The following is a 25805-nucleotide window of genomic DNA, read 5'->3' as shown; positions in this document are numbered from 1 at the left end:
TATCTTCGCCTTCTATGATTAAAGAAGATATTACAGAAATTGAACAACTGCTAGCCACTCCAAAATGCATTGTAATAGTACCTCATAAAAATCCAGATGGTGATGCCATAGGTTCTAGTTTAGGATTGTATCTATATCTCACCAAACTTAATCACAATGTACATGTCATTGCTCCCAATGATTATCCAGACTTTCTAAAATGGATGCCTCAAGAAACTTCTGTTTTAAAGTATGAACAAGATAAAAGTATGGCAAATGATCTGATTGCACAAGCTCAAATTATCTTTACATTAGACTTCAATGCCTTGAAAAGGGTTGATGAGATGGCAACTCCTCTGGAAGCATCTTCTGCTATAAAAATTATGATTGACCATCATCAACAACCTGAAGATTATGCTAAATACAGGTATTCTGACACATCCATGTCATCAACATGCGAAATGATCTATAATTTTATCGAGATGTTAGGTGATGATGATTCAATCGATGAAGAGATTGCAACATGTCTTTATACAGGAATAATGACTGATACTGGTTCGTTCAGGTATCCATCAACGACGAGTAAGACACATCATGTCATTGCCAATCTTATGGATAGAGGCGCCAACAATGCCGAAATTCACAACGCCATTTATGATACAAACAGTCCAGAGCGTTTGCAACTATTGGGCTGTGCCTTAAAAAATCTGAAGGTAATTCCAGAATTAAGGACAGCTTATATCACTTTATCCCAAGATGAATTGAATCAATTTAACTTTAAAAAAGGTGATACAGAAGGGTTTGTAAATTATGGTCTGTCTATTGAAAACATCCTTTTCGCGGCCATATTCATTGAACACAAACAGGAAGGGATTGTAAAAATATCACTTCGTAGCAAAGGCGATTTTTCGGTCAATGAGTTTGCAAGAGCGCATTTTGACGGTGGAGGCCACACCAATGCTGCTGGAGGAAAAAGCGATTTGAATTTAAAGGATACAGTTGAAAAATTTATTAGTATATTGCCTCGTTATAAAAATGCCTTAAATTCATGATACGACCTATAATCATATTACTTCTCTTCGCCAGTGCAATGAGCTGTAAATCACCCGAAGCAAGACAGCCTGTTTCTCATAAAACAGGTTCATTCATTAACGCATCCGTTGAACGAAATATCAAACTTAACAATAAGGAAAAAGCAAAAATAGAACAGGTAATCAAAGCTGATTCTGACAGTGATTACATTGCTTCAGAAAGTGGTTTTTGGTACACTTATGAAACAAGAGTTGAACAAGATACCATTATGCCAAATTTTGGTGATGTAGTCAATTTTGATTACGATGTCAAAACCTTAAACGGACAAACAATATATTCTGAAGAGGACATTCAACCTCGCAACTATATTATGGACAAAGAAGAATTGTTCACAGGACTTCGTGAAGGTTTGAAGCTCATGAAACCGGGTGAAACTGTTACCTTTTTGTTTCCTTCACAAAAGGCCTATGGCTATTATGGTGATACCGATAGAATAGGCACCAATGTTCCTTTAATGTGCAAAGTAACCGTAAACTCTATAACTCAAACACAAAACGATTAATTACTATGAAATTGATGACAAGAACAATTCAATTTTTAACGCTGTTCGTATTACTTACCGCAGCAGCATGCCAAGACAAATATCCCGACTTACCAGATGGTTTATATGCTGAATTTGTAACGAACAAAGGCACCATGGTTGCCAAACTCGAATACGAGAAAACGCCTGTTACAGTTGCAAATTTTGTTGCATTGGCAGAAGGAAACCATCCTATGGTGAAAGACGAGTACAAAGGAAAGAAATATTTCAATGGCTTAACTTTTCATCGTGTGATGGACCAATTTATGATTCAAGGTGGAGACCCAACAGCTACTGGTATGGGAGATCCTGGATTTAAATTCCCTGATGAATTTCATCCTGACCTAAAACACGATAGACCAGGGATTTTATCAATGGCCAATTCAGGTCCTGGCTCTAATGGCAGCCAATTTTTTATCACAGAAGTTCCTTATCCGAGTCTTAATAATAGACATGCGGTGTTCGGCGAATTAGTCAAAGGATTAGAAATTCAAGACTCCATCTCAAATGTTAAGGTTGGTGCAGGAAACAAACCAGTAGAAGATGTTGTGATGACCGAAGTTAATATCATCAGAAAAGGAAAAGCGGCAAAGGCATTCGACGCTCCAAAAGTATTTGAAGAAGAATTGCCTTTAATTGCTCAAAGACAACAAGAAATAAAGGATAATCAGAAAAAAGTGGCGCAAGAAAAGGCCAAAGAAGCTCAAGCAGCTTTTTTAAAGGAAAATGAAAAATTGGATGGACGTGTATTGAATCTTCCTTCTGGTGTGTCAATGATTTTTACAAATGAAAGCAACGGTGAAAAGCCTGCAGCAACTGACAGAGTATTGATTGATTGTGCCGGATATTTTGAAAATGGCGAACTATTTTGGACTACGTGGAAAGATGTTGCAGAAAAAAATGGGAAATTGGATGAACAAATGGTTCAACAAAATGCCTATCAACCATTTACAATGCCGTATAATGAAAGTGCTAGCCTAGTTCCTGGCTTTAGAGAAGCAATGCTCAATATGAAGGTCGGAGATAAAGCAAGAGTATTCATCCCATCATTTTTAGGTTATGGTGAAACTGGAAGAGGAATGATTCCACCAAATACCAATCTTATTTTCGACATCGAAATTGCTGGTATTCAAGGAAAACAACAATAGGACCAAATCAAAAAAGCCTTTCAAATCTGAAAGGCTTTTATTTTGCTTTTAATGCTTTGGAATGTTCTTTAAAATTTCTAGAACAAATTCCCAATATTTTTGAACGGATGAAATCTGTGTACGTTCATCAGGCGAATGAGCCCCTTTGATGTTAGGCCCAAAACTGATCATATCCATATTTGGATAGTTTTGCCCCAGAATTCCACATTCTAATCCTGCGTGACAAGCTGCAACGTGCGGTTCACTATTATTCAATTCTTTGTAAATTTTGGTCATTACTTTTAAAATTGGTGATTGCATATTGGGTGTCCAACCAGGATAATCTCCAGAAAATTCCACCTCACAACCAGTCAGTTCAAATGTTGCCCTTAAACTGTTTGCCAAATCCAATTTTGAACTTTCAACAGAAGAGCGCGTCAAACAGAGAATAGTAATGTTACCTTCTTTTACCAAAACCCTCGCGATGTTATTTGAAGTTTCCACCAAATCAGGAATATCGGCACTCATTCTATAAACACCGTTGCAGGCTGCATAGATAGCACGTGTCAAACCTTCTTGAACACCCAAATCCATAATATGTTTAGGAGTTTCTGATTTACTAACTTCAATCACCAGTTTTGGCTCCATCGTTTTTAATTCGGTCTTGATAGTATCGGCCAATTCTTTCATTTCCAACTCAAAAGCGTCACTATGAATGACATCGATGGCCACAATGGCGTTACTTTCTCTAGGAATTGCATTTCGCAAACTTCCACCATCAATTTCAGAAATACGAAGTCCAAAATTCTCAAAACCATCAAATAACAAACGGTTCATCAATTTATTGGCATTGCCCAAACCTTTATGGATATCCATCCCAGAATGACCTCCTTGGAGACCTTTGACTGTGATTTTATAGCCAATTTTAAATTCTGGCGTTTCTTCTTCTTTATAAGATCTGGTGGCAGTCACGTCGATTCCTCCTGCACAGCCCACGCCTATTTCATCATCTTCTTCCGTGTCTAGATTCAGAAGAATATCTCCATTCAAAATTCCGCCTTCAAGACCCATTGCTCCTGTCATTCCAGTTTCTTCATCAATCGTGAAAAGCGCTTCTATTGCTGGATGCTGTATATCTTTACTTTCTAAAATGGCCATAATGGTTGCCACACCTAGGCCGTTATCAGCACCCAACGTGGTACCTTTTGCTCTGACCCAATCACCATCCACATACATTTCGATACCTTGCGTATCAAAGTCAAACTTGGTATCGTTATTTTTTTGGTGAACCATATCAAGATGCGACTGCATAACAATGGCTTTTCGATCTTCCATTCCTTTGGTAGCTGGTTTTCTGATAATCACATTGCCTACCTTATCTTCAATGGTTTCAAGACCTAATTGTTTTCCAAAATCTTTCATAAAAGCAATGACTCTTTCTTCCTTTTTTGATGGTCTTGGCACAGCATTTAAATCTGCAAATTTGTTCCAAAGTCCCTTCGGCTCTAGTTCTCTTATTTCTGAATTCATAATCTCAATTTAAGTTTCACAAAGGTAAGTATTCATCGAAGTTTTATAAAACAATTTTCTATTTTTGAGTTATGGGAAAACGCCTCAAATTATTCATAGCGCTATCATTGATACTACAGATTGTGCTGATTAAGATTCTTTCAAAGTTTCCCGATGTCGTTGAACGCTATTATTCAAATGGCATCTATCAATTCATTGCAAAATTGATGCATTATACATTCGGATGGATTCCCTTTTCTGTTGGAGATGTACTCTATACGTTGGCTGGAATATACATTATCAGATGGCTCATTGTGAATAGAAAAAGAATGGTCAAGGATCTGAAAAATTGGTCAATAGATGTTCTTTGTGCTTTTTCAATGGGATATTTTGCATTCCACCTACTTTGGGCATTTAATTATTATCGATTGCCTTTGCACAAATCGCTATCCATTGAGCACGATTATGCCACAGAACAGCTGATTAATTTTACTAGAAAACTTATCTATAAATCGAATGCAATCCATCATCAAATCACTTCAAATGATTCTTTGATGGTGGTCGTGCCCTATTCTAAAAAAGAATTGATTGCAATGACGCCCCTAGGCTATGATAAATTGTCGGAAGAATTTCCTCATTTAAAATATGAACAAAAGAGTTTGAAACGTTCCATTTATAGTCTACCATTAACTTATATGGGATTTAGTGGCTATCTAAATCCGTTTACCAACGAAGCACAAATCGATGGATTGATTCCTAAATACAAATATCCAACCACTTGTAGTCACGAGGTGGCCCACCAATTGGGCTATGCTGCGGAAAATGAGGCCAATTTTATCGGCTCTATGGCTGCAATGCATCATCCTGATATCTACTTCCAATATTCAGGATATACTTTTGCACTCTCGCATTGTTTGAACGATTTATATCTACGCGATCCAGAAAAACATAAAGAACTATTTAAATTAATAAATATTGGTATTTTAAAAAATTACGAAGAAATGCGGCAATTTTGGCAATCGTATGAAAATCCTTCTGAAGTATTTTTTAAGGGCACCTATAATAATTTCTTAAAAGCGAACAATCAAATAGGAGGCATCGAAAGTTATAATTATGTTGTGGCATTGTTGGTCAACTACTACGAGCGCAATCCTCTTTAAAAGTTAAAAACCACGTTTTATACTTTCAACTCTAAAGTTAATTTTTATCTTTAGAACTCTAATTTTTCAACTATCCAATACTAATGATCAAACACTGTTTAACTATTCTGACGGTTTTATGCAGTTTGACACTTTTCGCACAGGATTATTTTCCCAAAAATGATGGTGTCATTGCAAAAAACACTAACTACACTGCCTTTACCAAGGCGAAAATTTATGTAACACCCACACAGGTTATCGAAAATGGAACTTTACTTATTAAAGACGGTAAAGTTGTTGCTGCTGGAACTTCTGTAAGCATTCCTAAAAACACTACGGTTATTGACGTCTCGGGCAAAAGTATCTATCCTTCATTTATTGATATTTTTTCTGATTTCGGTGTGGAAAAACCAAAACGCCAAGGAGGTGGCAGAAGTGGACAATACGAACCAACGCGAAGTGGATACTACTGGAACGACCACGTGATGCCAGAAAAAAATGCCATTGAAAAGTTCAGCTATGACACAAAAAAAGCAGACGAACTTATCAAAGCTGGTTTTGGTGTGGTAAACACACATATTCAAGATGGCATCGTGAGAGGAGCTGGTGCTTTGGTTGCACTTAACAATGATGGCGGCAACGACACCAGAATATTGACTGCAAAATCGGGTCAGTATTTGTCATTCAGTAAAAGCAATACCTCAAATCAATCCTATCCTACTTCAGTAATGGGAAGTATGGCGTTACTGCGCCAAATTTATTATGACGCTGATTGGTATGCCAAAGGCAATGTCAAAACGAAAGATTTATCACTTGAAGCTTTGAATAACAATAAAAATTTGGTTCAGATTTTTGAAGCTGGCAGTCGATTAAACGATTTAAGAGCTGATAAAGTGGGTGATTTGTTCAATGTGCAATATGTGATTTTGGGAGGTGGCGACGAATATGAGCGCATAAATGATATCAAAGCAATGAACGCCTCGATGATTATTCCCATCAATTTCCCTGATGCCTATGATGTCGAAAACGCCTTTTTGGCTGAAAGCCTTTCATTAGATGACTTAAGAGGTTGGAACCAAAAACCTACCAATCCAAAAGTTTTGGCAGACAATAACATCACTTTTGCTTTGACGACGCACGATTTAAAATCGCCTAAAGACTTCAAATCCAATTTAATGAGAGCCATCAAATTTGGATTGTCAAAAGAAAAAGCATTGGAAGCATTAACCATAAATCCTGCTAAAATTCTTGGAAAATCAGATATGATCGGCTCATTGACAAATGGTAGCCAGGCCAATTTCTTGATTGTTTCTGGAGACATTTTTGATGAGAAAACAATTGTTTACGAAAACTGGGTGCAAGGTTCCAAAAATGTCCTTGAGGATATGAACAAAAAGGACATTAGAGGAACTTATGATTTTTCAATTGGTGGTGAAACTTATGAAATGACTGTGAAAGGCGAATTAAGTAAATTAAAATCTGAAGTCACTTCAAACGAAAAAACCCGTGGCTCGAAACTTTCATATACAGATGATTGGATAAATCTTTCTTTCACAACACAAGATTCCACAAAACAGGAATTCATCAGAGTTGTGGCGAGTGTGGATAACAGCAAAAACCTCAACGGAAAAGCCATTCTTCCAGATGGTATGGAAACATCATTCTTTGCTAACTATAAATCATCTGAACCAACAGATAAAAAATCGGAAGAAGGCAAGGATAGCGAAACCAAACCCGAAAAAGTTTCTGCTGTAACCTATCCGAATAAAGCATTTGGTTTTAAAGAACTTCCAAAACCTGAAACACTTCTATTTAAGAACGCTACTGTTTGGACCAACGAAAAAGACGGAATTTTAGAAAATACCGACATCCTAATCAAAAACGGAAAAATAGCCCAAATCGGTAAAAACCTTTCTGACGGAAGTGCAAAGACCATCGATGCTACCGGTAAACATATCACAGCTGGAGTAATTGATGAACACTCTCATATTGCGGCTTCTTCCATTAATGAAGCAGGGCAAAATTCATCTGCAGAAGTGAGCATTGAAGATGTAATTGACGAAAGTGATATCGATATTTATAGAAACCTTGCCGGTGGTGTCACATCCATCCAAATATTACACGGCTCGGCTAACCCTATTGGTGGACGCTCGGCCATCATCAAACTGAAATGGGGAGAATCTGGCAGCAATATGATTTACAAAAACACTCCGAAGTTTATCAAATTTGCGTTGGGTGAAAATGTAAAGCAGAGCAATTGGGGCGATACCGAAACCAATCGTTTTCCACAGACCAGAATGGGTGTTGAGCAAGTATATGTAGATTATTTCACGCGAGCGAAAGAATACGATGCTCTGAAAAAAAGCGGAAAACCATATCGCAAGGACATCGAAATGGAGACGCTTGCCGAAATTTTGAATAAGGAACGTTTTATCAGCTGCCACTCTTACGTTCAAAGTGAAATCAATATGTTGATGAAGGTTGCTGAACAATTCAACTTCAACATCAACACGTTTACACATATTTTAGAAGGTTATAAAGTGGCCGATAAAATGGCTGAACACGGTGTAGGCGGTTCCACGTTTAGCGATTGGTGGGCTTACAAATATGAAGTGAATGATGCCATTCCTTACAACGCAGCCATTATGCACAATGCTGGCGTAACCGTAGCCATCAATAGTGACGATGCAGAAATGTCAAGACGTTTGAATCAGGAAGCTGCAAAAACCATCAAATATGGTGGCGTAAGTGAAGAGGATGCGATGAAGTTTGTAACCTTAAATCCTGCGAAACTTTTGCACATTGATGACCGAGTGGGAAGTATCAAAGTTGGAAAAGATGCAGATATCGTACTTTGGACCGACCATCCGTTGTCTATTTATGCAAAAGCTGAAAAAACAATTATTGAAGGTGCCACTTACTTTGATTTGAAGCGTGATGAACAAATGCAAAATGCTATTAAAATTGAAAAAAGCGACCTTATCAACGATATGTTGAAAGCCAAAAACGAAGGTTTAAAAACACAACCTATCAAAAAGAAAGAAAAAGAATTAATGCACTGTGACACTGAAGACAACCAACACGAAAGACATGAACACTAAAATCACATTTACACTTATAGTATTACTGTGCGTTACACTAGGTTTCGCACAGCAGACACCTGCTCCTAAACAATCCAAAACAGTTGCCATCGTTGGCGCAACGGCACATCTTGGCAATGGTGAAATTATTCAAAATAGCACCATTCTTTTTGCGGATGGCAAAATCACTACGCTTGTCAATGCTGATGAAATAAAAATAAAAATTGGCAGTGATGTCGACATTATTTATGCGGATGGAAAACACGTCTATCCAGGATTTATCATCCCAAACTCCACTTTAGGATTGGTTGAAATCGATGCTGTGAGAGCTACAGATGACGATGCTGAAATCGGTGGAATGATTCCACACGTAAGAAGCCTTATTGCCTACAATGCAGAATCCAAAGTTGTCGAATCTATGAGACCTAACGGTGTGTTGATGGGACAAATCACACCTCGAGGAGGCCGTATTTCAGGAACTTCTTCCGTTGTTCAGTTTGATGCCTGGAACTGGGAAGATGCAGCCGTAAAGGTAGATGATGGTATCCATATGAATTGGCCAAGCAGTTTTACTCGTGGTCGCTGGTGGCTTGGAGAAGACCCGGGTTTAAAGTTGAATGACAAGTACAGCGAACAAGTAGCACAAGTAACCTCGTTTTTTAATGAGTCGAAAGCTTATGAAAGTGGTGACAAAAAGCAAACACATTTACCATACCAAGCAACTAAAGGGCTTTTTGACGGAAGTAAAAAACTATTTATTCACGTCGATGACGAAAAAGGCATTACTGATGCTGTGCAATTTGCGAAAGATAACAATGTGAAATCAATGGTCATCGTTGGTGGTTCTGAAGCCTATAAAGTTGCTGGTTTATTGAAACAAAACAATGTTGCAGTGCTGTTGCAAAGAGTGCATTCAAGACCAAGTAGTGAAGATGATGATTATGACCAACCTTATAAAGCTGCAAAGATGCTCGTAGATGATGGAGTGTTGGTCGCGCTTGAAAACAGTGGAGATATGGAACGTATGAATGCTCGTAACCTTCCTTTTTATGCAGGAACGACAGTCGCTCACGGTTTGAAAAAAGAAGAAGCACTGAAATTGATAACATCAAACACTGCTAAAATCCTTGGAATCGATAAAGACTACGGAACTCTGGAAGTTGGAAAGAGTGCTACGCTGTTTATCAGCGAAGGTGACGCGCTGGATATGAGAACCAATCAATTGACCCACGCGTTTATTGATGGGCGTTCCATAAGCCTAGAAACACACCAAACAGAACTTTGGCATCGTTATGATGAGAAGTATAAATCACAAAAACAGCCATAAAAAAAGGCGAACCATGCGGTTCGCCTTTTTTTTGTTTTGACTATAAAATTTCTTCTGCACCTTCCGGCATCATATACATCCTCAAATCCATCTTATCTGTGGACAAACTGATGTTGGAAAATTCTACTTCATTTTTAACCGTTGTAGGTTGGTTGTTGTCCACATTGTACCATGTGATGCTTTTAGGGAGCAACAAATTATCCACTTCCTGCCATTCTGCATATTTGATAAAATTCCAGTCGTTGCTTTTTTCGTTCTTCCCAAAAGTAACGGTATACGCTAACCAAGTCATATGATAAGTATCTTTGTCATAATATAACACATACTCATCATCAGATGAAGCGCCTACTCCGGCATTATAAGCAATCTTGATGCCTGGATAGGTTTTACCTTCCACTGTCAACGCTTCGGCTTCCGAATAGTTGATGCCAGCATCAGCCAATACAAATGGCATAGCGTAGAAATAAAACATTAAATTATAATAAAACGCTGGATTGCCTTCATATTTGGCACCTTTGGTGCTTTTCATCCATACAGATTCACCATCGAAACCAATGGTGTGTTTTGGCATTTCTACCAAAGAATAACGCTCTTTTAAATCGGTGGTTGTGATTTCATAACCATCAGGTTTTTGCATTGAAAATTCCAAGGTCCGCATCGTTTTCCAAGTATCCAAGCCGCCGTGTGCATCAAATACCTTGACCAGATTTTCTGGATATTTTGGCTTTTCAACCTCTACGGCAGAATCTTTGACGGTTTCTTTATCATTAGTAGTGTTAGTAGAGGTCTTGTCCTTGCAAGAAACAATAAGCGTTAAAGTGCAAACGAGATAAAAGAGTTTTTTCATAATAACGTTTTTGGTTTATTCGGTTGTCGTATGATACTTCATAAAATTACATAAAAAAAGCTTCACATTTAGTGAAGCCTTTTTGTTATGATCGTTGTGGTGATATTAATTAATAATAAGTTTGTGAACGGATTCACGAGATTGATTAGCTATTTTGATGAAATACAACCCACTTTCAAATTCTGAAACATTTAAGTTCATTTGAACAGCATCTGTTGTTGTTTGCGACAAAATTCTCTTTCCCTGAACATCAAAAACCTCAACCTTAAAATTGCCATTGGTGGCATTGTTCAATTTGATGTTGACGATGTCGTTTGCAGGGTTTGGATAGATTGAAAATGACGAAAGTAATTGCTCATCCACAGAAAGTGTTTCGACAAATTCCGTAGTAAACGTATTCGTAGTAATAGGCGGATTGAAATCAAAATAAATATCGGCAAAATTCGGGATGATATCTCCAACGGCGTAACCAGATTGAGGCTTGATTTTGAAATAGACAAAACCATTGCTGCCTTCCGCGTCCATACTTTCGCTCGGCAAGTTGATGTCATCAAATTGCCATACCAATTGATGATTGGTTCTCGTCACCACATAGTCGTGGCTTGATTGTAGCATTTTAAAAGTAGATTCATCCAGTTGAGTATCCAGCGCATCTTCTATTCTTACATTAATGGCTTCGGCTGTTCCGATATTCTGAAATCTAATGGTGTAATAAAGGTATCCATCAGATGCCACAAAATCATCATAAACAATCTCTGGGCCGTGCGATTCATTGATGTCATTTGGATCGTAACTGCCGATGACAGTTTGTGACAACGTAGAGGTATTGTTAGACGCCACGTTATCATTTTGTGTGGTTGTATAAGTGGCTGTATTTGTAACTAATGTTCCCAAACTTACCGTATTTGGGCAGTTTAAGGATACTCGTATGGTTTCAACATCTCCTGGCTCCAAATCATTGAAATCGACTGTAAATCCGTTGGTTGTCGTATTGACCACATAATTTGAATTGATTTCAACGATCGAATTAAACACCAAGGCAGCATCTAATGTAAACTCAACTGTTCCAGCGGCAATAGTTGTATTTCCAAGATTTTTTAGAACTATTCGATTTTCAAAGTTAAAGCCTAGTCTTGGAAGCGCTGATGGATTCAAAAGAAACACTGCTAAATCTTCACAATTCTCAACAGCCACCGCGGGAAACTCAACCGCGACAGAGTTTCCAGCACTTACGGTAATATTTTCAAATGAAGTTACTGGCAGTGAATAACAATTTTGCTCATCACCATAAAGATTAAAGGTGATATCATAACTGTCTGTTTCATTCTCACTAAACAGTACTAAATGACCACTCGAAGAGGCAACCGTATACACAAGTCCGTCATTATTGATTTCATAGGTAAAATACCCATTCGTAAAATTGATTTCGTCTGTATCAAAATCAGAGTTTTCGTTTTCATCATAATAGGCATCTACTACTATTTGTCCAAAATCTGAACAGTCTATAGCCTGCAATACTAACTCGACAATCGTGTAGCAACCCGTCTGCACATTCTCTACTCTAGCATACACCGTTTGCGGATTTGTGACATTAATATAAGGGGTCGCAAGCGCATTGGTCCCAGTTTCAGCATCCATTTGGGTTTCGTGATAAACGACCATAAAAGTTACAGGGTCTAAACCTCCCAAAATTTCACTATCCTTGTCAAATAGATTGAACTCTGCAAAACCATCACCATTAACATCACAAGCTACCAAAGGAGTTGGCTGTGTTGCAGCTGGCAAGGGCTCAAATATCAAATCAAAAGAAGTTTGCACTGTACCACATCCAGATAAAGCGGTTACAGCGACATCAAAAGTTGTAGTATTTGGAGTGATCAAAAAATTTGATGGGTCTGAAATAATTATTCCATTTAAGAAAAATTGAACTAAAAAATCATCAGGATTTTGACCATTGAGTAGTTCTGGAATCATTTGCGTAAAATCTACTATTTCCGTGCCATCATTATTCTCATCGCAAACCACAAAAAGTGAGGGTTGGTTTATATTTGGCAAAGGTAACACACGCAGAGACAAGGTAGTGGTATCATAATTACCAGAGCTGTTTTCAGTAAGCCTTATATAAATTATCTGCGGATTCGAAACATTCATATAAGAATTCGGATTTGAAATCGCATTGACGTTAGCTTCAGCGTTTGTCTGGGAAATGTGGTAGGTAATGGTAAAATCACTTGGATTTTGAGCACCAAAAACTTCCTGCTCAACAAAGGTCAAATCGAACATTGCAATGCCATCGTTCGCACCAAAATTGTCACAAACTTCCAGTGGTGATGGCTGATTGGCTACTTGTGAATAGGTAGTGATAGTAATTAAAAAGATGAATAAAAATGTAGAAAGTAGTTTTTGTTTCATTTGATTGATATTTTGAATGTGTGATTGGGTTTAATTTTAAGCAAACCCTTTAGTAAGGTAACAGTTTTGTTAAGGAATTTCCTACCATCAATAGTTGATTTTACAAAACAAATTGATGGTTATATGACAAAACAGTACTTTTAAGCCCACAAAATAGAACAAATAAGTGAATAAGGAAATTACGAGTGTTCAAAACGCCTTCATTAAGGAATTGTTTCAACTAAAGGAAAAATCCCGAGACAGAAAGAAATCAGGACGCTTCTTGATTGAAGGACATCGAGAGTTGCAATTGGCACTTAAAGGTGGTTACAACATTGAGACCATCTTATATTTTCCTGAATTATTTTCTGCATCACAACTTGAGAATTTGAATGCTGATGAAGTCATTCAAATCTCCAAAGAGGTATATCAAAAACTGGCACATCGCGATACCACTGAAGGGATTCTAGCGGTGGCTCAAAGCAAATCACATCAGTTAGAGGACATCTCTTTCAAATATAAAAATCCGTTGATTTTGGTGGCAGAAGCACCCGAAAAACCTGGCAACATTGGCGCCTTGTTGCGCACTGCGGATGCTGCCAACGTCGATGCGGTCATCATTGCCAACCCAAAAACAGATTTGTACAATCCAAACATCATCCGAAGCAGCGTGGGCTGTGTATTTACCAATCAAATTGCAACGGGCTCCACCTCCGAAATCATCTCATTTTTAAAGAAAAACAACATCAACATCTATTGTGCAGCCTTACAGGCATCACAGGAATACCACACGCAAGATTACAACAAACCGTCGGCTATCGTTGTGGGAACGGAAGCTACAGGTTTAAGCGACGAATGGCTAAAACATTCCACCCAAAACATCATCATCCCAATGCAAGGTGAAATTGATAGTATGAATGTGTCAGTCGCTGCGGGAATTCTTATTTTTGAAGCCGTTCGCCAAAGACGAATCAACTAATAATTAAAGATGAATTCAACTGTCCTTTTTTATATCATAATCGCAATAATCATCCTAAATTTCGTAGTGGACAAAATCCTAGATGCTCTTAATGCGAAACGTTACAATGACCCAATTCCTGGTGAATTGCAGGATGTTTATGATGAAGATGAATACAAAAAATCACAGGCCTATAAAGCAACAAATTACAAATTCGGATTATTGACCTCAACATTTTCAATTGCCTTGACGCTTGGGTTTTTAATATTTGACGGCTTTGAGTTTGTGGACAATATCGCTCGAAGTTTTAGCGACAATTCCATTGTGATTGCTTTGATATTCTTTGGAATTATTATGCTCGGAAGCGATATCATTTCGACACCCTTTTCTTATTACAAAACCTTTGTCATTGAGGAACGCTTCGGATTTAACAAAACCACCAAAAAAACCTTTTGGCTCGACAAATTGAAAGGCTTGCTGATGATGGCCATTGTAGGTGGCGGCATTTTGGCATTGATTATCTGGTTCTATAACCTTACTGGAAACCAGTTTTGGCTCTACGCTTGGGGATTGGTAACCGTCTTCACAGTGTTTATGAATATGTTTTATGCCAAATTGATTGTGCCAATTTTCAACAAGCAAAAACCTCTCGAAGAGGGCAGTTTAAGAGATAAAATTTCGGAGTATGCACAGTCGGTGGGATTTCAATTGGACAAGATTTTTGTGATTGATGGCTCTAAAAGAAGCACAAAAGCGAATGCCTATTTTTCTGGGTTTGGAATTGAAAAGCGCGTAACCCTCTATGACACTCTGGTAAATGATTTGGACGAAGAGGAAATTGTAGCAGTTTTGGCGCACGAAGCGGGTCATTACAAAAAGAAGCACATCATCTTTAACTTGATTGCCTCGATCCTACTCACAGGATTGACACTTTACATTCTATCGATTTTCATTTCAAATCCCTTATTGTCGCAAGCGCTTGGCGTCGACATCCCAAGTTTTCACGTCGGATTGATTGCCTTTGGACTCCTCTACTCGCCTATTTCGGAAGTGACGGGTTTCATTATGAATCATTTCTCAAGAAAATTTGAATACCAAGCAGATGATTATGCTAAAGGCACTTATGCTGCCCAACCGCTAATCACATCATTAAAAAAATTATCTAAAAACAGCTTAAGCAACCTCACACCACATCCTGCTTATGTGTGGGTACATTATTCACATCCAACCTTGTTGCAACGGGTTCGTAATTTGAAAAAATAAAATTATTGACGCAACCCTTAAACTGTTTTATCATCTGACAATAAAACATTGAATGAAAAAAATAATTTTGTTTATTGTGCTAGTGTTTAATATTCAGGGATTCTTAATATCATGCGGTTGTCCCGATGAGAATTATGTTGATTTTTCAGAAATTTCACTTCTACCTGATTTTAATATTGTTTCTGAAGGTGAGTTTTTAAATCTTTACGTATCAATTGAAGATTTATATTACACTACCTCTGTCAATTCATTTTCGAATTTAAATTACATTGCAAATGCGACTACAGTTTGTGAAAAAGGAAGGGATGGACTCAAATATCCAATTGTTAATGTATCCGTATTTAGTGATTCAGATTTTGATTCTGAACATCCAGCAGGTACAGATTTAAGTGACATATTCAAAGCGTACGGATTATATGAGTATAATGGAACTTTAACACCAACTGATTATGATTTTATTAATCTATTAGACCCAGCTTACTTAACTGGAACCTCTTATGTGATGGAATCCCGCCCTCAAATTGATATGACACACCGCTTCGAAGTACGTTTCGAAAAAGTTAATGGAGAAATTGTAAACGGATTCTCCGAAGAAATAACTTGGGAATAATTAATTTTATTCTTTTTAAATTTTAAAAGGTAAATCCAAACTTAACACCGCCCCAACCAGCCGAACCCAAAGTACTGATTTCTCTTGTAATCAAACTCCTCGAAAACTCAAAGTAAAGCGTACGGGTTTTAAGGATGAGTCCATAATCGAGTTGGGCAGTCAATCGTTCAATATCTCTTGAAGCGATGGTATAAGGACTGCTTTTATTGAACAATCCTCCTTGCAATGTGCCATCATAACCTACCACGTTTGCCATAGGATTCGCATAAAAGTAAAGTTGAAATCTTCTGGTTCCTTTTGAGAAAGGAGAGTCAACCCACCCCAAGGTGGTATTAAAACCGATAGAGGCATTGGTAAACAAAGTACCCAACTGCATCCGAGTTTGTGCCTGCAAGGAAAACCAATCATCCCATCGTAACAGTTGCTTCTCGTAACCCAATTGATAATTGAACACCACATCGTTTTTGATTTGATGGCGCCAACCAAGGGGCTCTTTATTTCCAGTGGCGTTGTGAATGCCCACCTGCATTTCTTCACCAAAAGCACCCGGACCAATAATCCCCAAACTCAACGCACCAATCCATTGCGAATTTTTAATCGTGTCGGTCGAAACCACAAAACTTTTCAACATAATGGCAGCCGCAAACGGACGGTCACCAAATTGTATGTTGGGTCGCTCGTAATGATTGGGCGTATAACCAATATGTTCTATCGCAAGTCCATATGTACGATGAGTATCCTTCGGAATGATAAACAAATGGTTGATAGGATTCTTTTCAAATACTTGCAGCGCCAATTCAAAATTGTAACCCTGTGTATAGTTTTCATCGGTCGCCGCAAAATAATCATTCTCATAATTGAATCGAAAGTAGCGCTCACTGGAAATGTCACGATACGACACCAAATGGTCTATCTTTTGGGCAAATAAAATAGAAGGGAAAAACAAAAAGAAAAACAGTCCATACTTCATACAGAAACCTACGATAATAAACCGCCCAAGGATTTATATTCTCAATTAACAATGAATAATGAGTGATGAACAATTAGTAATGAGTGATATATCACCAATCGATAATTATTAATCGTTAATTTTTAATTATTAATTGTCAACGTTTCTCACTCAAATACTTCCAATACCGCTTTGGAACGTGCCGCACGTGCAGCTTCATATTCTTGCGCGATTCGATATTGGTACTCTTGAAGTAATTCTGCCACAACAACTGAAACTTCAATTCTTCTTCCGCAAAGAAATCTTCAGACGTATTTACTGGGTCAAAATCAGCAGGCAATTCCATCGTCACCATCTCTACATTCTTCAAATCGTAGTGAATACCATACTTACGTTTGAGGTCATAAATCAACCACTTTTGGTCGGCATATCTACTTTTAAAATGCTTTTGAATCAAGGGCAGCACATTAAAATCGGGTTCAATGGTGGCAAAATACAAGTCGTCCTTCGTCAACCGAAAACGCACAAAGGCTTCCATCCGATGCTTCTCGCGTCCCACACTTTTGGCAACCTGTGTCACTTTCAACACAGCCTCGTGCGAATAGTCATCATCCACAATGCTTTTGCTGTCAAACACATAGCGAATAAACTCCAAAAGGTGCCTTTCAATCCCTGCTTGCTCACTCAAAAAAGCATACATCAGTCGCAATCTACCATTACTGGAAGTCTTCGATTTCAATCCAGTCCAAACGCGTTTTGATTTCTCAAAATCGGTGATAATCTCCTCTCGCGCATCAAACAAACTATCGATCGCCACGTGACTTGGCTGAATGTCCACATGCGTCAATCGCCGTTCATACACATGGAAAACGCAGGTCAAAAACCCTTCAAAGGTGCCATCATAGCTCAATATCTGTAATGCGTTTACTTCCAACATCAAAACAAACTTAATTGCGGACTCAACAAGGGCTGATATTTTGAGGTGCTGTTTTGGAGGATCAATGACTTCAACTGAATGGCACTCAAATCACGACGTTCAAAATCACGGGATTCACAAACCAAGAAGTATTTCGCGCGATTCAAAGCGACTCCCAATCGTTTCAAATGTTCCCAATTCAGACGTCTGTAACGCCTAGCGTGCAAAATTTTATGTACAGATTTCATTCCCAAACCTGGTACACGCGCCAACATCAGTTTATCGGCAGTATTAACATCCACAGGAAATAATTGCAGGTTTCGAAGAGCCCAGCCCAATTTCGGGTCGACGTCCAAATCCAAATTCGGATGCTCATTATTCACAATCTCATTCACTTTAAACCCATAAAACCGCATCAACCAATCGGTTTGATACAAGCGGTTTTCACGCAGCATCGGCACAGCGGTCCCGATATGCGGCAGGCGGTCATCATAACTGATAGGGATATAACCGGAATAGTACACACGCCTTAAATCAAATTTATCATACAGGTAATTCGCCGTCCACATAATCTGCTGGTCGCTCTCGCCACTGGCACCGATAATCATCTGCGAACTTTGCCCAGCTGGCGCGTACTTCGGCGTACTTTTGATGAGTTTTTTTTCGGATTTATATTGAATGATTTCATTCTTCACCTTGGTCATCGGCTTGATGAAGTCTTCCCGTTTTTTATCGGGAGCCAACAACTTCAAACCGGTTTCCGTCGGGATTTCAATATTCACACTCAAACGGTCGGCATATAGCCCAGCCTCGCGCATCAATTCATCCGAACAACCTGGAATAGATTTTAAGTGGATATACCCGTGAAAATTTTCTTCGAGACGTAATTTTTTGGCAACTGCCACCAGACGCTCCATCGTATAATCGGGACTTTTGAAAATACCCGAACTCAAAAACAGACCTTCTATATAATTCCGACGGTAAAAATTGATGGTCAAATCCACTACTTCCTGCACTTGAAACGCCGCACGCTTGATGTCGTTGCTCTTTCGGGTCACGCAATAGGCACAATCAAAAATGCAATAATTGGTGAGCAGGATTTTCAACAGCGACACACAACGCCCATCTTCGGTATACGAATGACAGATGCCCATTCCCGTGGAATTCCCAAGCCCTTTCGTGGTATTCTTACGCGTACTGCCGCTCGATGCGCAAGAGACATCGTATTTGGCTGCATCGGCCAGTATTTCCAATTTTTCTTTTATCCGTTCAAACGACATATATACACACGAGCCTTTCTTCAAAAGGCATCAATCCTATTGAAATTCAATTAATTAATTATCTGATACACCCTGATGATTGGTTAGAAGAAATGTGTTTGGGGCAACAGCAGATTTTGGTCTCAATAACCGTCACTAAATTACAGAATTTGTAAGCTTTTTTTGAACGAATTAGAATAAACTTTTAACGAAATTGAACTCGATACTATGAACTAAATTTGGTGCTTCAAAAAAAATGACGACCTTCGTTTTCTAACATATCAAAATGCTTTCCAAACGAGCCAAATACGCCATCAAAACATTGATTTTTCTTCACCAAAACCGTGAAGCAACGCCTATTTCGGCTAAAATTATTGCGGAGCAAGAACGCATTCCCTATAAATTCTTGGAAAATATTTTGAGGGAACTGCGCCAAAATAAACTGCTCACAAGCGAACGTGGTGCGGAAGGCGGCTATAAATTCTTGATGGAACCAGCCGACATAACAGTGGCTGATGTGGTGCGTATTGTCGATGGCCCAATCGCGCTAATTCCCTGCGTTTCTGAAAATTTCTACGAAAAATGCAATGAATGTATAGACGAAGAAACCTGCCAGATCCGAAAACTTTTTGCGGAATTGCGTACGGATATGCTCCCTACTCTTGAAAAATCAATCACGGATTTAGCGCGTATGTGATTTTTTTTATTTTTATATCATACTTAATTGGTATGAATAGTATGTTTTACTATATTTGGTTGAGAATTGGTGGTTATGAATGTTCAAATACGAATAATGATCATAATGATGGTGCTTCTTGGCACCACAATCTCGAACGCACAAAAAAATGTAGACCATCAAAATCTTCTCTGGACACGCTATGCCCTAAAATTGAAAATCAACGACAGTTGGTCGGTGTCCCAAGAAATTGAAGAGCGCACCTACTGGTTTCCGTGGCGCCAGCATCAATTTGTAACACGCACCATGGGTAGATATAATTTTAAAAATGGCTTCGGCGTTGGAGCTGGTTTTGCCTATTTCCGTCAGTCGCTGCCTCAAGACCCAGAGGTTAACGTCAATTATACCCAACCGGAATTGCGCTCTGAATTTGAGCTCACCTATACGCATTCGCTGTCTGAAAAACTGTCAATGAACCATCGCTATTGGAATGAGTTGCGCTATTTTAAAGAAGAAGGACAAGATTATGAATACGGAAATATGCGACTGCGTTATAGGCTCGAATTGCAATATAAACACAGTGCGAGCCTAACCTTCAGGGCATTTGATGAAATTTTTATCAATCTGGGCGAAAACATTGTCAATAACACCTTCGACCAAAATCGTTATGGCGCAAGCATTCAATATATGCCCATCAAAAACTTCGGATTGGAGTTGGGTTACATCAATTGGTTTCAGCAGCGACCTTCTGGCGTTGATTTTTATAACCGCAACATCGTAAGAGTAACCGTGCATCACACCATTGATGTGTCTAAAAAATCCAAATAACTATGTCCTCAATTTTTAACCTTTTGACAATTCCGTTTTTGTTGGCAATGTTTTTGGCAATGGTAATGGGTGGCAGCGGTACAGCCCCAGCATTCTCCGCGGCGTATGGCGCACGTGTCATCAAAAAATCACTCATTCCCGGACTTTTCGGAATTATGGTCGTGTTAGGTGCTTTATTGGCTGGCAAGGAAGTCTCCCTGACACTGGGCGACAATCTTTTGGACAGCGCTTTTTTTACACCGTTGACGACATCGCTCATATTATTGTCCATCGGGCTTTCCATCTTGTTTGCCATTCTTTTGGGTGTGCCACAATCCACCAGTCAGTCCACCGTATTGGCAATTGCGGGCGCAGCAACGGCGTTGGACAGCCTCAACAAACGCACCTTATTTATAGACATCATTCCTACGTGGGTCATTCTGCCCTGCATCTCGTTCATCATCGTTTTCATCCTTTCAAAATGGATACTGCCAGCCGTTAAACGTCAATTTTTCAAAAGCAATTCAGAAAATATCACGCATCACAAAGGTTTTAAAGTCCTTCTGATACTATCGTCGCTCTACGTGGCGTTTTCTATCGGAGCCAATAACGTTGCCAATGCCGCAGCACCTATCGCTTCGTTGACAGCCAATGAACTTGGGTACACCTCCACCGAAAATTTTCTGCCGATTATAATCTTATCAGTATTGATTGTCGCACCTTGCTTTGCCATTGGAAGCTCGCTGTTCGGGCACAAAGTCACAAAACCCAATGGTGATGATATTGTAGAAGTGAATCCATTAAATGCCACCATCATTGCATTCATCGTAGCCAGTCTCTTGATTTTTGCATCCGTAGTAAAAGGCATCCCAACCTCATTGGTACAATTGAATGCCGCTGGATTCATCGCCTTGAGCATCAGCAAAAAAGGATTTAAGAACACATTCTCCAACAAAACCGTAAAACGCTTCTTTGTAGTCTGGGCCATTGCACCTGTGTTCTCCTTCATTCTTACCTACATCCTTATTAGTCTTTGTGTTTAAACATAATATGATGTAGTGAAGAAATAGGCTTCTGCACTGATGGGAAAGGCTTGGTCGTTCATCAAATGGCCTCTGTCGCTGATAGAAAACGCTATGTCGCTGATAGAAAAGGCAATGTCGTTGCCAAAACCTACACTTCTTTTAAAGTAAAAGGTCTTCTCCCCTCCTTTGGTGGGGATGAGGGAGGCTATTATATTTTCCAACAAAAAACTATTGCCAATTACATTTCTTTATCTTACATTTAATTTATGACAGATGTAGAGTTAGAAAAAGAGAATGCAGACATCGCCAAAGCATACAAAAAGCTCCTCAAAGTAAGCTATCAAACCCTTACCGACGACGATAAAAAACTCATTAGAAGCGCTTTTGATGTTGCCGTAGATGCACACAAAGACCAACGCCGAAAATCGGGCGAGGCCTACATATTCCATCCCATCGCTGTGGCAACGATTGTCGCTTCAGAAATTGGATTGGACGCTACCAGTATTGCCGCTGCCCTCCTCCACGATGTGGTGGAAGATTGTCCGGATTATTCTCTTGAGGACATCGAACGACTCTTCGGAAAAACCGTGGCTCGTATTGTTGATGGTTTGACCAAAATATCTTCTTTGAGTAAAGAAGCGGATGTTTCTACGCAAGCGGAGAATTTCAGGAAAATGTTGTTGACTTTAAATGACGACGTGCGTGTCATTATTATCAAAATTGCCGACCGTCTGCACAATATGCAAACGATGGATTCGATGCGTGCTGACAAGCAGGTAAAGATTGCTTCGGAAACATTATACATCTACGCACCTTTAGCACATCGAATTGGTTTATATAATATCAAAACCGAACTTGAAGACCTCGGCCTTAAGTACACCGAGCCTGATGTTTATAATGACATTCACAATAAGATTAAGGAAAGTAAAGAAGAGCAAGATGCCTACATCAAGGCGTTTTCCAAAGTTATTGTCGATTCTTTAAATAATGAAGGCTTAAGCTACGATATTAAAGGAAGACCAAAATCCATTTATTCCATCAGAAGAAAGATGTTGAAGCAAGGTGTTTCGTTTGATGAAGTGTATGATAAGTTTGCCGTCAGAATCATCTATAAATCCGATTTAGCCAACGAGAAATTCCTCGCCTGGAAAATTTATTCCATCGTAACTGACCATTTTATCCCAAACCCTATCCGTCTCCGTGATTGGATTTCATCGCCTAAATCAACCGGTTATGAAGCACTCCACATCACTGTTATGGGACCCAAAGGCCGTTGGGTTGAAGTGCAGATTCGTAGTGAACGTATGAATGAAATTGCCGAAAAAGGCTATGCAGCGCACTACAAATACAAACAAGGCAATGCCGAAGACGCTTTGGACACTTGGATTGACAAGTTACAGGAAGCCTTGGAAAGTAATGAGACCAATGCGGTGGATTTTGTGGAGCAGTTCAAACTCAACCTTTATTCCAAAGAAATCTTTATCTTTTCACCAAAAGGAGATTTAAAGAAACTGCCCAAAGGTGCTACTCCGCTCGATTTTGCTTTTAGCATCCATACCGAAGTAGGTATGAAAACTAGAGGTGCAAAGGTCAATGGAAAGCTTGTGCCTTTAAGCCACGAGTTGCAAAGTGGAGACCAAGTTGAAATCTTAACTTCTGAAAACATAAGACCGAACCCAAACTGGTTAGATTATGCAACTACCGCAAGGGCTCGCAGCAAAATCAAATCTTCATTAAAAGACGAGAAAAAAGAAGTTGCTGAAGAAGGCAAAGAAATACTCCGCAGAAAGCTAAAACAGCTCAAAATCACCCTCGATGAGAAGTCTGTGAATGATATGGTGGTTTATTTCAAGCTGAAAACCAGTCTCGATTTGTTTTACAGAGTTGGTGTTGGTACTATAGACAATAGTATGCTGAAGGATTTCGCAAATTCCAGAAGCAATGCGTTTATGAGCTACATCAAAAGCAAAATTCGCAAACCTACCGTTGCACCAGATATCGACAAGGATGAAATCACAGCCAAGTATGATATGCTTGTATTTGGAAAAGAGGAAGAAAAACTTGATTACAAGCTTTCAACGTGCTGTAACCCTATTCCAGGTGATGAAGTATTTGGCTTTTTGACCATAAACGAAGGCATTAAAGTCCATAAGAAAAATTGTCCGAATGCGTTGAGTCTGCAATCCAACTATGCATACCGCATTATGCAAGCCAAATGGATTGATTCATCTCAACAGGAATTCACAGCGCAAATTACTTTGTCTGGTATTGACAATCTAGGATTGGTAAATCATATTACCAATGTTATTTCTTCGCATATGCACGTTAATATGAAGAGTATCAGCTTTGAAAGTGACGACGGCATTTTCACTGGAAAAATAAACGTGGTAGTCAAAAATAGTACGATGCTTAAAAAGCTAATGGACAACCTTAAAAAAATTAACGGAATTGATAAGGTAACAAGAGTTTAAAAAGCGTAAATTTGCAGCGTCAAATTATGAGTGTAAAAACAGAACATACTAATCAAGAAATCGTAAAGAACGTCTTTACGGCATATCTTGAAGAAAAAGGTCACAGAAAAACTCCAGAGCGTTACGCTATCCTTCAAGAAATTTATGATAGCGATGAGCATTTTGATATTGAATCGCTTTATATCAAAATGAAAAACAAAAACTATCGTGTAAGCCGTGCTACACTATATAATACGATAGAACTTCTTTTAGAATGTGCTTTGGTTAGAAAGCATCAATTTGGTCAGAATCAGGCGCATTATGAAAAATCTTATTTTGACAAACAGCACGACCACGTTATTTTGACCGATACTGGTGAGGTGATTGAGTTTTGCGACCCGAGAATCCAAACCATAAAAAAAACGATTGAAGAAGTTTTTGATATCTCAATCAGCAATCATTCTCTGTATTTTTACGGAACCAAAAACAAACCAACAAACTAATTTCATAAAATGGCAGTAGATTTACTACTAGGACTACAATGGGGAGATGAAGGCAAAGGAAAAATTGTCGATGTATTAACCTCCAAATACAACATTATTGCTCGATTTCAAGGTGGACCAAATGCAGGACACACTTTGGTTTTCAATGGCAAAAAACACGTTCTTCATACCATTCCATCCGGGATTTTTCACGAAGACAAAATAAACCTTGTGGGTAACGGCGTGGTTATCGACCCTGTCATTTTCAAAAAAGAATTAGACAAATTAGCTGAACAGAATGTTGACTATAAAACCTCCCTCTACATTTCGCGTAAGGCACATATTATTTTACCTACACATCGCTTACTGGATGCTGCGAGTGAAGCTTCAAAAGGTAAGGCAAAAATTGGGTCTACGTTAAAAGGTATTGGTCCAACGTATATGGACAAAACCGGTAGAAACGGTATCAGAGTTGGTGACATTGAATTATCGGATTGGAAGGAAAAATACAGGGTCTTGGCAGATAAGCACGAGGCAATGATAGCTTTCTACAATGTGGATATTCAATATGATTTGAAAGAATTGGAAACTGATTTCTTTGAGGCTATTGAAACCTTGCAATCATTAAAATTCATTGATTCTGAAGAATATTTGCACCAAGCTCAAAAAGATGGAAAATCAATACTTGCCGAAGGTGCGCAAGGTTCTTTATTGGATATTGACTTTGGAACCTATCCGTTTGTAACCTCGTCTAACACTACGGCTGCTGGAGCCTGTACAGGTTTAGGCATTGCTCCCAATAAAATAGGAGAAGTATTCGGAATTTTTAAAGCCTACACCACACGTGTTGGGTCAGGACCTTTCCCAACAGAATTATTTGATGAAGATGGCGCAACGATGGGACGTGTTGGAAATGAATTTGGCGCAACTACAGGTCGTGCACGTCGTTGTGGTTGGCTAGATTTAGTGGCGCTTAAATATGCTTGTCAAGTTAATGGCGTAACGCAATTGATTATGATGAAAGGTGACGTACTATCAGGTTTTAAGACACTTAAAGTTTGTACAGCTTATAAATACAAAGGCGAAACCATCCATCATTTCCCATTTAATATTGATGAGGAAAACGTCACTCCTATTTATACCGAAATGAAAGGCTGGAATGCCGATTTGACTGAAATGACTGAAGCTTCGCAAATGCCACAGGCCTTGTTGGAGTATATCCAATTCCTAGAAAAAGAACTGGAGTTGCCAATAACCATTGTATCTGTTGGTCCAGACAGAAAACAGACGATCGTTAGATAACACGATTGTTAAAACTTTTGTTAACTAACAATACCACAGAATAATTAAAGTTATTTTTGAAACAAATTAACAACATTTTGAAAGCATTTCGGTTCGT

22 protein-coding genes are annotated in these 25805 nt (G+C 38.8%); 15 read left to right on the top strand and 7 right to left on the bottom strand.

From position 1 onward, the window contains the following. Positions 1–14: 14 nt before the first annotated feature. Genes M0G43_RS14320 through M0G43_RS14310 form a run of 3 tightly spaced genes read left to right on the top strand, consistent with a single transcriptional unit; the run spans position 15 to position 2739 of the window. The gene (locus M0G43_RS14320) at positions 15–1031 is read left to right on the top strand and encodes a DHH family phosphoesterase (protein WP_248027547.1); all 1017 of its coding nucleotides are present in this window, start codon (positions 15–17) and stop codon (positions 1029–1031) included. Next, complete coding sequence (gene gldI / locus M0G43_RS14315) at positions 1028–1573, top strand: gliding motility-associated peptidyl-prolyl isomerase GldI (RefSeq protein ID WP_248027545.1); 546 nt, start codon at positions 1028–1030, stop codon at positions 1571–1573. Before M0G43_RS14320 ends, gldI begins: the two co-directional genes overlap by 4 nt. Before the next feature lie 14 nt (positions 1574–1587). Beyond that, on the top strand, positions 1588–2739 hold the full coding sequence (locus M0G43_RS14310) for a peptidylprolyl isomerase (RefSeq protein WP_317231461.1): 1152 nt from the start codon (positions 1588–1590) through the stop codon (positions 2737–2739). 48 nt (positions 2740–2787) lie between these two features. On the opposite strand, the gene M0G43_RS14305 is transcribed toward M0G43_RS14310, so the two are convergent. After that, entirely contained in the window at positions 2788–4248 is a 1461-nt protein-coding gene (locus tag M0G43_RS14305; protein WP_248027541.1) for an aminoacyl-histidine dipeptidase, read from the bottom strand. Between the two features lie 71 nt (positions 4249–4319). Here M0G43_RS14305 and M0G43_RS14300 point away from each other — a divergent pair, with 71 nt between their 5' ends. From M0G43_RS14300 to M0G43_RS14290, 3 genes are all read left to right on the top strand, one after another. Continuing rightward, entirely contained in the window at positions 4320–5387 is a 1068-nt protein-coding gene (locus tag M0G43_RS14300) for a DUF3810 domain-containing protein (RefSeq protein ID WP_248027539.1), read from the top strand. An 83-nt stretch (positions 5388–5470) separates the two neighbouring features. Next, positions 5471–8467 carry an amidohydrolase family protein gene (locus M0G43_RS14295; protein WP_248027537.1) on the top strand — a complete coding sequence of 999 codons (2997 nt, stop codon included), beginning with the start codon at positions 5471–5473 and terminating at the stop codon, positions 8465–8467. Beyond that, entirely contained in the window at positions 8457–9773 is a 1317-nt protein-coding gene (locus M0G43_RS14290) for an amidohydrolase family protein (protein ID WP_248027535.1), read from the top strand. Before M0G43_RS14295 ends, M0G43_RS14290 begins: the two co-directional genes overlap by 11 nt. A 40-nt stretch (positions 9774–9813) precedes the next feature. On the opposite strand, the gene M0G43_RS14285 is transcribed toward M0G43_RS14290, so the two are convergent. Together M0G43_RS14285 and M0G43_RS14280 are read right to left on the bottom strand one after the other, a co-directional pair. Beyond that, positions 9814–10620 (bottom strand): DUF6503 family protein, encoded by an 807-nt coding sequence (locus tag M0G43_RS14285; RefSeq protein ID WP_248027533.1) that lies wholly within the window; start codon positions 10618–10620, stop codon positions 9814–9816. Positions 10621–10725: 105 nt separating this feature from the next. After that, positions 10726–13032, bottom strand: coding sequence for a T9SS type A sorting domain-containing protein (locus M0G43_RS14280; protein WP_248027531.1), 2307 nt, complete (start codon positions 13030–13032; stop codon positions 10726–10728). A 166-nt stretch (positions 13033–13198) separates the two neighbouring features. On the opposite strand from M0G43_RS14280, the gene M0G43_RS14275 reads away from it, so the two are divergent. The 3 genes from M0G43_RS14275 to M0G43_RS14265 are packed head-to-tail and all read left to right on the top strand — an operon-like array spanning position 13199 to position 15842. Next, entirely contained in the window at positions 13199–13990 is a 792-nt protein-coding gene (locus tag M0G43_RS14275; protein WP_248027529.1) for a TrmH family RNA methyltransferase, read from the top strand. Positions 13991–13999: 9 nt separating this feature from the next. Then, positions 14000–15232, top strand: a complete 1233-nt coding sequence (locus M0G43_RS14270) for a M48 family metallopeptidase (protein ID WP_248027527.1) — start codon at positions 14000–14002, stop codon at positions 15230–15232. Between the two features lie 52 nt (positions 15233–15284). Then, entirely contained in the window at positions 15285–15842 is a 558-nt protein-coding gene (locus tag M0G43_RS14265) for a DUF5034 domain-containing protein (protein ID WP_248027525.1), read from the top strand. A gap of 22 nt (positions 15843–15864) precedes the next feature. Here the strand turns inward: M0G43_RS14265 and M0G43_RS14260 are convergent, their stop codons facing one another. From M0G43_RS14260 to M0G43_RS14250, 3 genes are all read right to left on the bottom strand, one after another. Continuing rightward, the gene (locus tag M0G43_RS14260) at positions 15865–16812 is read right to left on the bottom strand and encodes a lipid A deacylase LpxR family protein (protein WP_248027523.1); all 948 of its coding nucleotides are present in this window, start codon (positions 16810–16812) and stop codon (positions 15865–15867) included. A gap of 136 nt (positions 16813–16948) precedes the next feature. Beyond that, a complete protein-coding gene (locus M0G43_RS14255) occupies positions 16949–17728 on the bottom strand; it encodes a TIGR03915 family putative DNA repair protein (protein ID WP_248027521.1) in 780 nt (259 codons plus the stop codon). Beyond that, positions 17728–18987: a putative DNA modification/repair radical SAM protein gene (locus M0G43_RS14250; protein WP_248027710.1), complete on the bottom strand. Its 1260-nt coding sequence runs from the start codon at positions 18985–18987 to the stop codon at positions 17728–17730. Before M0G43_RS14250 ends, M0G43_RS14255 begins: the two co-directional genes overlap by 1 nt. Before the next feature lie 265 nt (positions 18988–19252). On the opposite strand from M0G43_RS14250, the gene M0G43_RS14245 reads away from it, so the two are divergent. The 3 genes from M0G43_RS14245 (at position 19253) to M0G43_RS14235 (ending at position 21492) form a co-directional block, all read left to right on the top strand. Further along, a complete protein-coding gene (locus M0G43_RS14245) occupies positions 19253–19663 on the top strand; it encodes an RrF2 family transcriptional regulator (protein WP_248027519.1) in 411 nt (136 codons plus the stop codon). Between the two features lie 75 nt (positions 19664–19738). Continuing rightward, positions 19739–20470: a DUF2490 domain-containing protein gene (locus M0G43_RS14240; RefSeq protein WP_248027517.1), complete on the top strand. Its 732-nt coding sequence runs from the start codon at positions 19739–19741 to the stop codon at positions 20468–20470. Positions 20471–20472: 2 nt separating this feature from the next. Further along, the gene (locus M0G43_RS14235) at positions 20473–21492 is read left to right on the top strand and encodes an inorganic phosphate transporter (protein WP_248027514.1); all 1020 of its coding nucleotides are present in this window, start codon (positions 20473–20475) and stop codon (positions 21490–21492) included. On the opposite strand, the gene M0G43_RS14230 is transcribed toward M0G43_RS14235, so the two are convergent. Then, positions 21489–21695, bottom strand: a complete 207-nt coding sequence (locus M0G43_RS14230; RefSeq protein WP_248027512.1) for a hypothetical protein — start codon at positions 21693–21695, stop codon at positions 21489–21491. The genes M0G43_RS14235 and M0G43_RS14230 overlap by 4 nt on opposite strands. Positions 21696–21740: 45 nt before the next feature. Here M0G43_RS14230 and M0G43_RS14225 point away from each other — a divergent pair, with 45 nt between their 5' ends. The 3 genes from M0G43_RS14225 to M0G43_RS14215 are packed head-to-tail and all read left to right on the top strand — an operon-like array spanning position 21741 to position 25708. Beyond that, positions 21741–23945, top strand: coding sequence for a RelA/SpoT family protein (locus tag M0G43_RS14225; protein ID WP_248027509.1), 2205 nt, complete (start codon positions 21741–21743; stop codon positions 23943–23945). A 26-nt stretch (positions 23946–23971) separates the two neighbouring features. Next, positions 23972–24427 carry a Fur family transcriptional regulator gene (locus M0G43_RS14220; RefSeq protein ID WP_248027508.1) on the top strand — a complete coding sequence of 152 codons (456 nt, stop codon included), beginning with the start codon at positions 23972–23974 and terminating at the stop codon, positions 24425–24427. Positions 24428–24436: 9 nt separating this feature from the next. After that, positions 24437–25708 (top strand): adenylosuccinate synthase, encoded by a 1272-nt coding sequence (locus M0G43_RS14215; RefSeq protein WP_248027506.1) that lies wholly within the window; start codon positions 24437–24439, stop codon positions 25706–25708. Positions 25709–25805: the final 97 nt, after the last annotated feature.

Source organism: Subsaxibacter sp. CAU 1640 (assembly GCF_023156585.1).
GTDB lineage: Bacteria > Bacteroidota > Bacteroidia > Flavobacteriales > Flavobacteriaceae > JBPOFM01.
This window is presented reverse-complemented; position numbering and strand designations above follow the sequence as displayed.